General features: G+C 77.9%; 1 protein-coding gene. It reads right to left on the bottom strand.

Annotated features, from left to right (window positions below; genetic code table 11):
• Window positions 1-9: 9 nt before the first annotated feature.
• A complete protein-coding gene (locus tag ACH4B3_RS16445; RefSeq protein ID WP_398463524.1) occupies window positions 10-13,560 on the bottom strand; it encodes an SDR family NAD(P)-dependent oxidoreductase in 13,551 nt (4,516 codons plus the stop codon).
• Window positions 13,561-13,956: the final 396 nt, after the last annotated feature.

The following is a 13,956-nucleotide window of genomic DNA, read 5'->3' as shown; positions in this document are numbered from 1 at the left end:
CGGGGCGGTTCACTGGTCGGGGTCCTGGCTTTCGAGCTCCTCGTCGAGGAGCTCGAACAGTTCGCGGTCGGACGCGGTGCTGAGGTCGCGCTCGGCGTCGGGTTCGGGCCTGCCGTCACGCGCCCCGCCCCACCGGGCCAGCAGGGTGCGCAGCCGGGCGTCGACCCGGTCGGCGGCGGTGCCGGCGGCGGGGTCCTTGGCGAGGCCGAGCACGGCCGCCTCCAGCCGCTCGATCCCGGCGAGGACCTCCGCGCCCGGATCGGGCCGGTCCAGCGGGAAGCGGGCGAGCACGAACCGGGCGATCGCGGCGGCCGTCGGATGGTCGAACGCCAAGGTGGCGGGCAGCCGCAGGCCGGTCGCGGCGTTGAGCCGGTTGCGCAGCTCGATCACGGTCAGCGAATCGAAGCCGAGATCCTTCAGCGCCCGCTCCGGGGCGATCCGCTCGGTGGTGGCGTGGCCGAGCACCTGGGCGATCTGGGTGGACACCACGTCCAGGACCAGCTGGTCGCGCTCGTCGTCGGGCAGCGCCGCGAGCCGCTCCGGCAGCGTCCCGGACGGTGCGGCGGCGGTCGCCTCGGCGGGGCGGCGCGCGGCGGGGACGGCGGCCGGCCGGACCAGGGCCCGCAGCAGCGGGTGCCGGGTGCCCGCCGCGGCCTGGTCGCGCAGTGCCGCGTGGTCCAGCCGCACCGGTGCCAGCAGTTCCCGGCCGTCCGCGAGCGCCGCGTCGAACAGCGCGAGCGCGTCCTCGGTGGACAGCGCGGCGATCCCGGACCGGGACAGCCGGGCATGGTCGGTGCTCCCGAGGGCGGCGGTCAGCCCGCTCTCCTCGGCCCACAGGCCCCACGCCAGGGACACCCCCGGCAGCCCGGCCGCCCGGCGGCGCTGGACGAGCGCGTCCAGGGCGGTGTTCGCCGCGGCGTAACCGGCCTGCCCGGCGCCGCCCAGCACCCCGGCCACCGAGGAGAACGCCACGAACGCCGACAGCGGCGCCCCGCGGGTCAGCTCGTCCAGGTGCAGTGCGCCGTCCACCTTCGGCGCGATCACCGTGTCGAGCCGCTGCGGGGTCTGCGCGTCGAGCACCCCGTCGTCCAGCACCGCGGCCGCGTGGACCACCACGCCCAGCGGGCGGTCCAGGGAGGCCAGCAGCTTGGCCACCGCGTCCCGGTCGGAGACGTCGCACGCCGCCACCGTGACCTCCGCGCCCAGGGCGCGCAGTTCGTCCTGGAGCGCGTCCGCCCCCTCGGTGGCCGGGCCGCGCCGGGCGGTGAGCACCAGGTGACGCGCCCGCCAGCGGGTCGCCAGATGGCGGGCGAGCGCCCGGCCGAGCGTGCCCAGGCCGCCGGTGACCAGCACCGCGTGCTCGGGGTCGAACGCGGCGGGCACGGTGAGCACCAGCTTGCCGATGTGCCGGGCCTGGCTGAAGAAGCGGAACGCGTCGGGGGCGCGCCGCAGATCCCAGGTGCGGGTCGGCAGCGGCCGCAGCGCGCCGCTGTCGAACAGCGCCACCAGCTCGGTCAGCATCTCCTGGATCCGGTCCGGACCGGGCCGGGCCAGGTCGAAGGTCTCGTACTCGACCCCCGGGTGGCCGGCGGCCAGCTCGCCGGGGTCGCGGAGGTCGCTCTTGCCCATCTCCACGAACCGGCCGCCGCGCGGCAGCAGCCGCAGCGACGCGTCGATGTACTCGCGGACCAGGGAGTTCAGCACCACGTCGACGCCCCGCCCGTCGGTGACGGCGGCGAACCGGTCCGCGAACTCCAGGTCGCGGGAGGACGCCAGGTGCGTACCGGGCACCCCCGAGGCGCGGACCGCGTGCCACTTGCCGGGACTGGCCGTGGCGAAGACCTCGGCGCCCCGGTGCCGGGCGAGCTGCACGGCCGCCATCCCGACGCCGCCCGCCGCCGCGTGCACCAGCACCGATTCGCCGGCCCGCAGCCGGGCCAGGTCGGTCAGCGCGTAGTACGCGGTCAGGAAAGCCGCCGGTGCCGAGGCGGCCTGCACGAACGACCAGCCGTGCGGCACCCGGACGACCATCCGGTGGTCGGCCACCGCGACCGGGCCCAGGGCGCCGAGGACGAGCCCCATCACCCGGTCGCCCACCGCCGCCCCGATGACCCCGGCGCCGACCTCGGTGACCACGCCGGCCACCTCGGAGCCCAGTTCGTAGCCGGCCGGGCCGGCGTCCAGGGTGATGAGCACGTCCAGGAAGTTCACGCCGACCGCGTGCACGTCGATCCGTACCTCGCCGGGCGCCAGCGGGCGGGCGGCCGCCGGGTGGGCGACGAGCGCGAGCCCGTCCGGTGAGCCCTTCCGTTCGGCGTCCAGCCGCCAGGTGCGGGTGTCCGGCGGCACCGTCAGGGCCGGTCGGTGCGCCGCCCGGGCCAGCCGGGGCACCGACACGGCGCCGGACCGCAGCGCGATCCGCGGCTCCCCGGTGGCGAGCGCGGCGGGCAGCGCCTGACGGGACGCCGGGTCCGCGTCGAGGTCGACCAGGACGAAGCGCTCGGGGTGCTCGGACTGCGCCGAGCTCACCAGCCCCCACACGGCGGCCTGCGCCGGGTCGGGGGTGCCGGTGTGCACCGCGCCGTGGGTGAGGACCACCAGCCGGCCGGGCGCCGGGCGTTCGCCGGCCGACCAGCGCTGCGCCAGGTCCAGCGCCCAGCCGGTGGCCGCGCGGACCGCCGCGGCGGTGTCCGCGGCGCTCCGCCCGTCGCACCGCACCGGACAGGGGGCGATCAGCTCCCCGGGCGCGGCCGGGCCGTCGTCCAGGCCGGCCCTCAGCTCCACGGCCAGGCCCGCGCCGTCGAGGCCGCAGGCGTCGTCGCCGAGCACGGCGAGGGGTTCCACGGCCGGCGTGCCCGGGGTGTCGGCGGCCGGCGTCCACTCCAGTTCGAACAGCGCCTGCGCCACCACCTCGTCCGGTCCGCCGAGCCGGCTCAGGTCGGCCGGCCGCATCGCCAGTGCGTCGACCGAGGCCACCGGCCGGCCCCGGTCGTCGGCGACGGCCAGGGTCATGGTGTCCGGTCCGGTCGCCGACCAGCGCACCCGCAGGGCCGCGCCGCCGCGGGCGTACAGCCGCACCCCGGACCAGTTGAGCGGCAGCACGGGCCCGCCGCCGCTCTCTTCCATGGCGTGCAGCACGGGCGCGTGCAGGGCGGCGTCCAGCAGCGCCGGGTGCAGCGCGAACGCGGTGCCGGCGTCCGCGTCGCCCGGCAGGGCGACCTCGGCGCAGACGTCGTCGCCGACCCGCCAGGCGGCCCGCACCGCCCGGAACGCGGGGCCGTAGGTGTAGCCCAGTTCGGCGGCCCGGTCGTACATCCCGTCGGTGTCGAGCGGGACCGCGCCCCGCGGCGGCCAGCCGGTGAGTTCCACCGGCCGGTCGCCGCCCGGCGCCAGAGTGCCGCTCGCGTGGTGGGTCCAGGGCGCGTCCGGGTCCGCGTCCTCGGGCCGCGCGTGGACGTCCAGCGAACGTCGGCCGTCGCTCCCGGGCCCGGCCGTGACCCGCAGTCGGACCCCGCCGGCCGGGGGCAGCACCAGCGGCACCCGCAGGGTGAGTTCCTCGACCTGGGTCAGGCCGCAGTGCTGGGCGGCGTACAGGGCGAGTTCGACGAAGCCGGTGCCGGGGAACACCGCACGGCCGCCCACCACGTGGTCGGCCAGCCAGGGCTGGGCACCCACCGACAGCCGCCCGGTGAAGAGGACGGAGTCCGGCTCCGGCCCGGTGATCACCGCGCCGAGCATCGGGTGGCCGGTGGCCGTCAGCCCGAGGCCGGCCGCGGCCCGGTCGGGCGCGCCGGGGGCCGCGGAGGCCAGCCAGTAGCGCTCGTGCTGGAAGGCGTAGGTGGGCAGGTCGACCCGCCGGGCGGGCCGCCCGGCCAGGAACGCGGGCCAGTCCAGCGGCACGCCCCGCGCGAACAGCAGGGCCGCGGCGCCGGTGAGCGCCGCGCCCCCGTCCGGCTGTCCGGTGCCGAGCGCGGGCACGAACACGGCGTCCGGCGCGCACCGGCGGCCCGGCACGGTCAGGGTGTCGCCGGGGCCGATCTCCAGCAGCGTGGTGATGTCCTGGGCGCGCAGCGCGGCGACCGCGTCGGCGAACCGCACGGTCCCCGCTGCCTGCGCCACCCAGTGGTCCGGCGAGCCGAGCTCGTCCGGGCCGGCCGGGCGGCCGGTCACCGTGGAGATCACCGGAATCCGCAGCGGGCCGAACGCCGTGGCCGCCACCACGCCCCGGAACTCCGCCGCCGCGGCCCCGGACGGCGGCGCGAGCAGGTGGTCGCCGGGCAGCCGCCGCACCTTCCGTCCCTGCCGCTGGAAGTGGGCCGCGGCGGCGAGCACCTCGGCCTCGGAGCCGTGCAGCACCAGCGAGCCGGGCCCGTCGACGGAGGCGACGGCCACCCGGTCGGAGAGCCATCCGGCGGCCTCCTCCTCGGTGGCCGCGACCGCGACCGCCGCCCCGCCCCGCGGCAGCGCCCGCACGAGCGCGGCCCGGGCGGCCACCAGGGCGCTCGCGTCGGCGAGCGAGAGCGCCCCGGCCGCGTGCACCGCGGTCAGTTCGCCGACCGAGTGGCCGGCCACCGCGTCCGGCCGCAGGCCCCAGGACTCCCACAGCCGCAGCAGCGCGACCTGGAAGGCGAACAGTGCAGCCTGGGCGTGGCCGGGGTCGGCCGGCTCTTCGCCGTCGTCGCCGGTCAGCACCTCCCGGAGCGGGAGGCCGAGGTGCGGTTCGAGGTGTGCGCACACCTCGTCCAGGGCGTCGGCGAAGGCCGGGTGGCGCTCGTACGGTTCGCGGGCCCGGCCCGGGAGCCGGAGTCCCTCGCCCAGGTGCGGGCCGGAGAACAGCACGGCGACCTTCCCGTCGGCGGCGGTGCCGTGCCGCACCCCGGGGATGCCCGCGAGGTCCCGGCCGTCCGCGATCGCGCCGACCGCCGCCAGCAGTTCGCCCCGGTCCGCGCCGACGACCACCGCGCGGTGTTCCAGCGCGGCGCGGCCGGTGGCCAGCGAGTAGGCGACGTCCGCGCAGTCCGGTCCGGGCCGGCCGGCCACCGCGGCGTGCAGCCGGGCCGCCTGCTCCCGCAGCGCGGTGGCGGTCCGCGCGGTCAGCGCCCAGGCGACCGGTGCGGCCTCGGCCGGGGTGTCCGGCGCCGCCGCCGCGGGCTCGGGTCCGGCGGGCTCCGGGGCCTGTTCGAGGATGGCGTGGGCGTTGGTGCCGCTGACGCCGAAGGAGGAGACCGCGGCGCGCCGCGGCCGGTCCGCCTCCGGCCACGGGCGTGCCTCGGTGAGCAGGCGGACCGCGCCCGCGTCCCAGTCCACGTGCGAGGACGGCCGGTCCACGTGCAGGGTCTTCGGCAGCGTGCCGTGCCGCAGGGCCTGCACCATCTTGATGACGCCGCCGATCCCGGCGGCCCACTGGGTGTGGCCGATGTTCGACTTCAGCGATCCCAGCCACAGCGGCCGGTCCGCCGGCCGGTCCTGCCCGTAGGTCGCCAGCAGGGCCCGGGCCTCGATCGGGTCGCCGAGGGTGGTCCCGGTGCCGTGCGCCTCCACCGCGTCCACGTCCGCGGGGCCGAGCCCGGCGTTGCCGAGCGCCTGGCGGATGACGCGTTCCTGGGCCGGACCGCTGGGCGCGGTGAGGCCGTTGGACGCGCCGTCCTGGTTCATCGCGGTGGCCCGGACGACCGCCAGGACGGGGTGCCCGTTGCGGCGTGCGTCGGACAGCCGCTCCAGCACCACCAGCCCGGCGCCCTCGCCCCAGCCGGTGCCGTCGGCCGCCTCCGCGAACGGCTTGCACCGTCCGTCCCGCGCCAGCCCGCCCTGCCGGCTGAACTCGGAGAACGAGGTGGGTTCGACCATCACCGCGGCGCCGCCGGCCAGCGCCATGGAGCACTCGCCGCGCCGCAGCGCGGCGCACGCCAGGTGGATGGCGACCAGGGAGGAGGAGCAGGCCGTGTCGACCGTCAGCGCCGGTCCGCGCAGCCCCAGTACGTAGGCCACCCGGCCGGAGAGCACGCTGGGGGCGTCGCCGAGGAACCGGTAGCCCTCGGTCCCCCGCGGGGCGTGCTCCAGCGGGCCGCCGTAGCCCTGTGCCGCGGCGCCGACGAACACCGCGGTCGGGCTTTCCCGGAGCGACCCGGGGTCGATGCCGGCGCGCTCGAACGCCTCCCAGGACAGTTCCAGGATCTGGCGCTGCTGGGGGTCCATGGCGAGTGCCTCGCGGGGCGAGATGCCGAAGAAGTCGGCGTCGAAGTCGGCGGCGCCGGGCAGGAAGCCGCCCTCCCGGGTGGTGCTGCGGCCGGCCGCTTCGGCGCCCGGCTCGTACACCCGGTCCAGGTCCCAGCCCCGGTCGGTGGGGAAGGGGCCGATGGCGTCTCGCTCGGCGGCCACCAGGTCCCACAGGTCCTCCGGGCCGTGTACCCCGCCGGGGTAGCGGCAGGCCATGGCGACCACGGCGATCGGCTCGTCGTCCGCGGCCGCGCCGCCGGCCGCGGCGGGCTCCGGCCGGTCCGGCGAGGTGCCCAGCAGGGTGCTGTGCAGGTGCCGGGCGAGCGCCTGGGCGGTGGGGTGGTCGAACACCACGGTGGTGGGCAGCCGCAGTCCGGTGGCCTCGTTGAGCCGGTTGCGGGCCTCGACCGCGATGAGGGAGTCGAAGCCCAGCTCGCGGAAGGGCCGGTCGGCGGGGATGTCGTCCGGGCCCGGCTGTCCCAGGGCGGCCGCGGCGTGGGTGCGGACCTCCGTCAGCAGCGTCCGGTGCTGTTCGGCCTCGGGCAGCGTGGCCAGCCGCGCGGCCAGTGCGGCGCCGGGGCCGCCGGGTCCCGCCGGGGCGGGTTCCGGCGCGGCGTCGGCGGTCAGCCGCGCCACCTCGGGAATGCCGTCGAGGAGTGGTCGGGGGCGGGTGGCGGTGTAACCGGCGGCGAACCGCGGCCAGTCGACGTCGACCACGGCGGCCGTGGTCTCGTCCCGGCCCAGGGCGGCGGCGAGGGCCGCGACGGCGCGGGCGGGGTCGAGTGGCCGCAGGCCGTTGCGGCGCAGCCGCTCGCCGGTCCCGCCCCCGGACATGCCTGCGCCGTCCCACATGCCCCAGGCGATGGAGAGGGCGGGCAGGCCGCGGGCCCGGCGGTGCTCGGCGAGGGCGTCGAGGAACGCGTTGGCCGCGCTGTAGGCGCCCAGGCCGCTGCCGCCCCAGACCGCGGACGCGGAGGAGAACAGTACGAACGCGTCGAGGTCGCGCCCCGCCAGCAGTTCGTCCAGGTGCGCGGCGCCGGTGGCCTTCGCGGCGAGCACGGCGGCGAGTTCCGCGGTGCCGGTGCCGGCCAGGGGCGTAGACGTGGTGGTGCCGGCCGCGTGGAACACCGAGCGGACGGGGGTGCCCTCGGCGTCCAGGCGGGCCACCAGCGCGGCCAGCGCGGCGCGGTCGCCGGTGTCGCAGGCCACCACGCTCACCTCGGCACCGAGCCCGGTGAGTTCGGCCGCCAGTTCCGCCGCGCCGGGTGTGTCGGGACCGCGCCGGCCGGCCAGGACGAGGTGCTCGGCGCCCTCCCGGGCGAGCCAGCGGGCGACATGGCCGCCCAGCGCGCCGGTACCGCCGGTGATCAGTACGGTGCCGCGCGGCCGCCAGCGGGGGGTGTCACCGGCCGGGGCCGCGGGGGCGGGGGTGATCCGGCGTACCGAGACCCCGGAGGGGCGGACGGCGAGCTGGTCCTCGGCCCCGGGGGCGGTGAGCACCGCGGCCAGTCGCGCCGCGGCCCGGTGGTCCGCGGTCCGGGGCAGGTCGACCAGGCCGCCCCAGCGGTCCGGGTGTTCCAGCCCGGCCGCCAGCCCCAGGCCCCACACCGGTGCCTGGGCGGGGCTGTCCGGCGGGTCGGCACGGCCGGTGGTGACGGCACCTCGGGTGGCCAGCCACAGCGGCGCGCCGATCCCCGCGTCGCCGAGCGCGCCGACCAGCGCGAGGGTGCCGGACAGTCCCCGAGGTACGCCGGGGAACCCGGCCTCGCCGCGCTCGTCGAGCGCCAGCAGCGACAGCACCCCGGCGGGTGCCGCGCCGGTGCCCGCCGCCGCACGGAGCCGGTCGGCGAGCGCCGCGCGGTCCGGGGCGCCGCACTCCACGGTGGTCACCTCGGCTCCGTGGTCGCGCAGCGCCGCCGCGGCGGCCCCGGCCCACGGGTGCCCGGACGGCTCCGCGGGGAGCACCAGCAGCCAGTGGCCGGTGAGGCCGGGCGCGGCAGGGACGTCGAAGGGGTGCCAGGTGACGCGGTGCCGCCAGGCGTCGATCGCCGACTCCTCCCGCCGCCGCTGCCGCCAGTCGGCGAGCTTGGGCAGCAGCGTGGCCAGCGGGATGTCGCCGTCGACGTCCAGCGCCCGGCTCACCGTCGCGAGGTCGTGCCGTTCGACGGCGGACCAGAAGGCGGTGTCCTCGGTGCGGTCGGACGGTCCGGCGGCCCGGGTGGCCGGCTCGGCCGGTTCGATCCAGTACCGCCGGCCCTGGAACGGGTAGGTGGGCAGGTCCACCCGCCTGCCGCCGGGGCAGCTCCCGCTCCAGTCCACCGGGACGCCGTCGACGAAGGCCTGCGCCAGGGAGGCCGTCAGCCGGCCGGGGCCGCCCTCGTCCCGGCGGAGGGTGCCCACCACGATGGCGTCGGTGGTGACCGCCTCGGCGAGTTCCCGCACCCCCACGGTGAGCACCGGGTGCGGGCTGACCTCGACGAACGCCCGGTGCCCGGCGGTCACCAGGCCGGAGACCACGGTGTCGAACTCCACCGTCTCGCGCAGGTTCCGGTACCAGTAGCCGGCGTCCAGTTCCGTGCCGGTGAGGTACTCGCCGGTGACGGTCGACACCATGGGCACCGTGACCGGCCGGGGCCGGACCGGCGCCAGCGCCGCCAGCAGGTCCTCCCGCACCCGTTCCACATGCGCCGAGTGCGAGGCGTAGTCCACCGGCAGCCACCAGGTGCTCACCTCGTCGGCCGCGCATGACTCGACGAGTTCGGCCAGCGCGTCGCGGTCGCCGGCGACCACCACCGACCCCGGGCCGTTCACCGCGGCCACCTGGATGCGGCCCTCCCAGCCGGCCAGCCGCTCGCGCACCCGGGCGGCCGGCAGGGCCAGCGACACCATGCCGCCGGTGCCGGACAGCGCGGTGAGCGCGCGGGAACGCAGCGCCACCGCGCGGGCGGCGTCCGGCAGCGCCAGGGCACCCGCCACGCAGGCGGCGGCGATCTCGCCCTGGCTGTGGCCCACCACCGCCGCCGGGCGCACCCCCCTCGACCGCCACACGGCGGCCAGCGACACCATCACCGCCCACAGCGCCGGCTGCACCACGTCCACCCGCTCCAGCAGCGCGGGGCCGGCGGTACCGCACACCACCTCCACCACCGGCCAGTCGACGTGCGGTTCCAGCGCGTCCGCGCACTCCTGCAGGGCGGTGCGGAACACCGGGTCGGCGTCCCACAGGCCGGCTCCCATGCCGAGCCACTGCGAGCCCTGGCCGGGGAAGACGAACACCACCTTCCGGACGCTGCCGCCGCCGGCCCGGCCGGTGACCACCCGCTCGGACTCCGCGCCGCCGGCCAGCGCGGTGAGACCGCCGAGCAGGGCGTCCCGGTCGGCGCCGATCACCACCGCACGGTGGTCGAACAGGGACCGGGAGGTCAGCAGCGAGTGCCCGACGTCCAGCAGCGGCCGGAGCGCGTCGTCGGAGCCGGCTGCCCACCCCGCCGCGTCCTCCGGCCCGGCTTCCGGCCGCACCGCGTCCTCGGAGTCGGCAGCCCTCCCCGCCGCGTTCTCGGAGTCGGCTGCCGGCCGCACCGCGTCCTCGGGGCCGTCCTCCGGCCGGGCCAGCAGCAGCGCGCGCAGCTGACGCGCCTGGGCGCGCAGCGCCGGCTCGCTCTTCGCCGACAGCACCCAGGGCACCACTCCGGCGACCGGCCCGGGCTCCCCGGCGGGGTCCGGCGTCCGGGGTTCCGCCGCGTCGGGGGCGGGCTCGGCCGGCGCCTGCTCCAGGATCGCGTGGGCATTGGTGCCGCTGACGCCGAAGGAGGACACCGCGGCCCGCCGGGGCGACCCGGTCGCGGGCCACGGGCGGGGCTCGGTGAGCAGTTCCACGGTGCCCGCGGTCCAGTCGATGTGCGGCGAGGGCCGGTCCGCGTGCAGGGTCCGGGGCAGCAGGCCGTGCCGGAGCGCGAGTACGGTCTTGATGACCCCGGCGATGCCCGCCGCGGCCTGCGTGTGGCCGATGTTCGACTTCAGCGACCCCAGCCACAGCGGCCGTCCGTCCACCCGGTGCCGGCCGTACGCCTCGATCAGCGCCCCGGCCTCGATCGGGTCGCCCAGCGGGGTGCCGGTGCCATGCGCCTCGACGGCGTCGATCTGCGCCGCGGAGAGCCCGGCGGCCGCCAGGGCCTGCGCGATCAGGGCCCGCTGGGAGGGTCCGCTGGGCGCGGTGAGCCCGTTGGAGGCACCGTCCTGGTTCACCGCGCTGCCCCGGATCACCGCCAGGACCGGGTGACCCTGGCGGCGCGCGTCGGACAGCCGCTCCACCACCACCATGCCGGCGCCCTCGGCGATGCCGAACCCGTCGGCGCCGGCCGAGAACGCCTTGCACCGGCCGTCGGGCGCCAGCGCCCGCTGGCGGCTGAACTCCACGAACAGCCCCGGGGAGGAGAGCACCGTGACACCGCCGGCCAGCGCCACCGAGCACTCCCCGCGGGACAGCGCCTGGCACGCCAGGTGCAGCGCGACCAGCGACGACGAGCAGGCGGTGTCCACCGTCACGGCCGGGCCGGTCAGCCCCAGGGTGTAGGAGATCCGGCCGGAGGCCACGCTCGCGGTGGTGCCGGTCAGCAGGTGCCCTTCCAGGTCCTTGGGCGCCTGGTGCAGCCGGGGGCCGTAGTCCTGGGCGATCGCGCCGACGAACACCCCGGCGGGGGTCCCGCGCAGCGTCCGCGGGTCGATGCCGGCCCGCTCCAGGGCCTCCCAGGAGATCTCCAGCAGGACCCGCTGCTGCGGGTCCATCGCCAGCGCCTCCCGGGGGGAGATGCCGAAGAACGAGGCGTCGAACCGGCCGGCGTCCCGTAGGAACCCGGCCTCCCGCTGGTAGTGGCGGCCCGCCACGCCCGGGTCCGGGTCGTACAGCTCGTCGACGGCCCAGCCCCGGTCGGCCGGGAACGGCTCGTACGCCTCACCACCGGCGGTCAGCAGCTCCCACAGCTCCTCCGGGCTGTGCACCCCGCCCGGCAGCCGGCAGCTCATCGCCACCACGGCGATCGGCTCGTCGGCGCCGTCCCGCAGCAGGGCGGGCGCCACCGGCCCCGCCGCTCCCGGGTCTTCGGTGTCCCGACCGGTGACCGCGCGGTCGAGCCGGTCGGTGAGAGCCGCCGTGGTGGGGTGGTCGAACACCAGCGTCACCGGCAGGTCCAGGCCGGTGGCCGCGTTCAGCAGGTTGCGCAGCTCCGTCGCGCCCACCGAGTCCAGGCCCTGCTCGGACAGCGGCGTCCACTCGTCGACCGCCGACGGCGCGTCCGGCCCGAGCACCACGGCCAACTGCTCACCGACCAGCGCCAGCAGCGCCTCGCGCCGCTCCTCCGGGCCGGCCCCGGCCAGCCGCTCCAGCGGTGATCCGGCGGCGCCGGCGCCGTCCGCGCGGTCGGCCGCCCCGGCGTCCGCGGGGGCGTCGTCGGCGGCGTGGAAGGGGTAGGTGGGCAGCGGCACCCGGCGCGCACCGCGGCCCGCGAACACCGCCGGCCAGTCCGGTTCCACGCCCCCGGCGTACAGCTCGCCGAGCGCGGTGAACAGCCGCTGCGGACCGCCCTGGTAGCGGCGCAGCGTACCGGTCACCAGCGCCTCGGCCCCCGCCGAGTCCGCGGTCTCCGCCACGGTGTGGGTGAGCACCGGGTGCGGGCTGACCTCCAGCAGCACCCCGTGCCCGTCGGCCAGCAGAGCCCGGGTGGCCCGCTCGAACTCCACCGTGCTGCGCATGACGCGGCACCAGTAGTCCGCCGTCAGGCCGGCCGGGTCGAGCCGGCCGCCGGTGGTCGCCGAGTAGTAGGCCACCGGCGCCGGGCGCGGCCGCAGGAATGCCAGCTCGTCCCGGAGCCGGTCGAGGACCGGGTCGATCTGACGGCTGTGCCCGGCCAGGCCCAGCGAGATCCGCCAGGTGCGCACCCCGTCGGCGGCGAGGTCGGCGGCGAGGGCCGTCGCCGCCCCGGGGGTGCCGGAGACGACGACCGAGCGGGGGGCGTAGCGGGCGGTCAGTTCCAGCTCGCCGTCGAAGCGCGCCAGGTAGGGGCGTACCTCCTCGGCGGGTGCCAGCACGGACAGCATCACCCCCCGGCCCAGCAGCGGTACCTGCGCCTGGCTGAACGCGGCGACCGCCCGGGCGCCGTCGTCCCGGGACAGCGCGCCGGCCACGGTGGCGGCGGTGATCTCCCCCGCGCTGGACCCGATCACCGCGTCCGGGACCACGCCGAAGGACCGCCACAGCGCCGCCAGCGCCACCGTGGTGGCCCACAGGGCGGGCTGGGCCACCTCCGGCCGGCCCAGCGCGGGGCCGCCGGAGGCGCCGCGCAGCACCTCCGGCACCGGCCACTCCACGTGTGGGGCGAGCGCCCGCGCGCATGCCGTCAGCTCCTCGGCGAACACCGGGAACGCCTCGAACAGCTCACCGGCCATGCCCGGCCACTGCGGGCCGTGGCCCGGGCACACGAAGGCGATCCGGCCCCGGTCGCCCGCGACGCCGCCGGCCACCCGCGCGTCCGCCGTACCGCCGGCCAGCCGGTCCAGGCTCTCCGCGGCCCCTTCCCGGTCCCGGGCGACGACCACGGCCCGGTGGGGATGCGCCGCCCGGGTCGTGGCCAGCGAGAAGGCCACGTCCGCCAGCGCCTGGCCGGGGTGTGCGTCGAGGTGGGCCCGCAGCTCGTGCGTCTTGGCGCGCAGCGCCTCCGCGCTGTGCGCGGACAGCGGCAACGGCACCGCGGCACCGTCGGTGGGGGCTTCGGCGGGGGCTTCGGTGGGGGCTTCGGCGGGGGCTTCGGTGGGGGCTTCGGTGGGGGCGTCCGGCCGGCCCTGCCGGAGCGCCGCGTCGACCAGGTGCCGGACGTCCCGGCCAGCCTCCCCGGTGACGTCCACCGGGTAGCCGAATCCGTCGGCGCCGGCCGTGGTGAGCACCGCCGCCACCGCCCCGGCGGTGTCGGTGGCGATCACCAGCGCGAGGCGGCAGTCCCCGTTCCGCAGGCCGGAGACCGCCGCGGCCACCGGGTCCGGCCCGGTCCAGCGGGGTCCGGCGGTGCCGAACAGCCGGGTCAGCGGCTCGATCCGGGCGGCGTCGGGACCGGCGGCGAACAGCCCGACCGGGCCGGTCGGCCGGTCCGGCGCCAGGCCCGCGTCCTCGACCGCGGCCCATGCCGCCTGGAGGACGGGAAGCTGTCCGGCGGCCGGTGCGGCGCCCGGGAGACCGGCGAACGGCCCCGGACCGCCGGGCCCGCCGGCCGGGCCGGTTCCCTCCCGTTCCGGCGTACGGCGCGCCACTCCGGTCACGGCGACGGAGTCGCCGTCCGGCGAAACGGATCCATGCATGGGAGCCCCCTGGCTGGTGCCCGGATGATCGCGGGCACGGGTTGGATGTCCGACGAAACCCGACTGACTGTCCGGTCGCTCCGAACCCCCCGGCCTGAACGGTGGATTCGGGAACGTCACACCGTGTGACGGGCCCGAACGCCCAGTGAAGCCAGCGCGTCACCGCGTGGTCAACGCGGGCCGGTGCGGATTAGAGAAATCCCTGAAATCCCGGCGTATCAGCGGGCCCGGCGGCGGAGCGGGACGCGGCGCGGCGATCCGGACTCCACGGAGGCTCAAGTGCGCCCGGATATGGATGGGACGGATGTGATTCCGAAACGATGAACTGAATGGACGGACGATCGATGTGCGCGCCGACCGGCTCCACCCCGCTTCCTCCCGGCCACCGACGAGCAC

Origin of the sequence: Streptomyces sp. NPDC018031, from assembly GCF_044327625.1 — a bacterium.
Lineage (GTDB): Bacteria > Actinomycetota > Actinomycetes > Streptomycetales > Streptomycetaceae > Streptomyces.
Note: the sequence above shows the minus strand (reverse complement) of the source record. Positions and strands in the feature narration are given on the sequence as shown.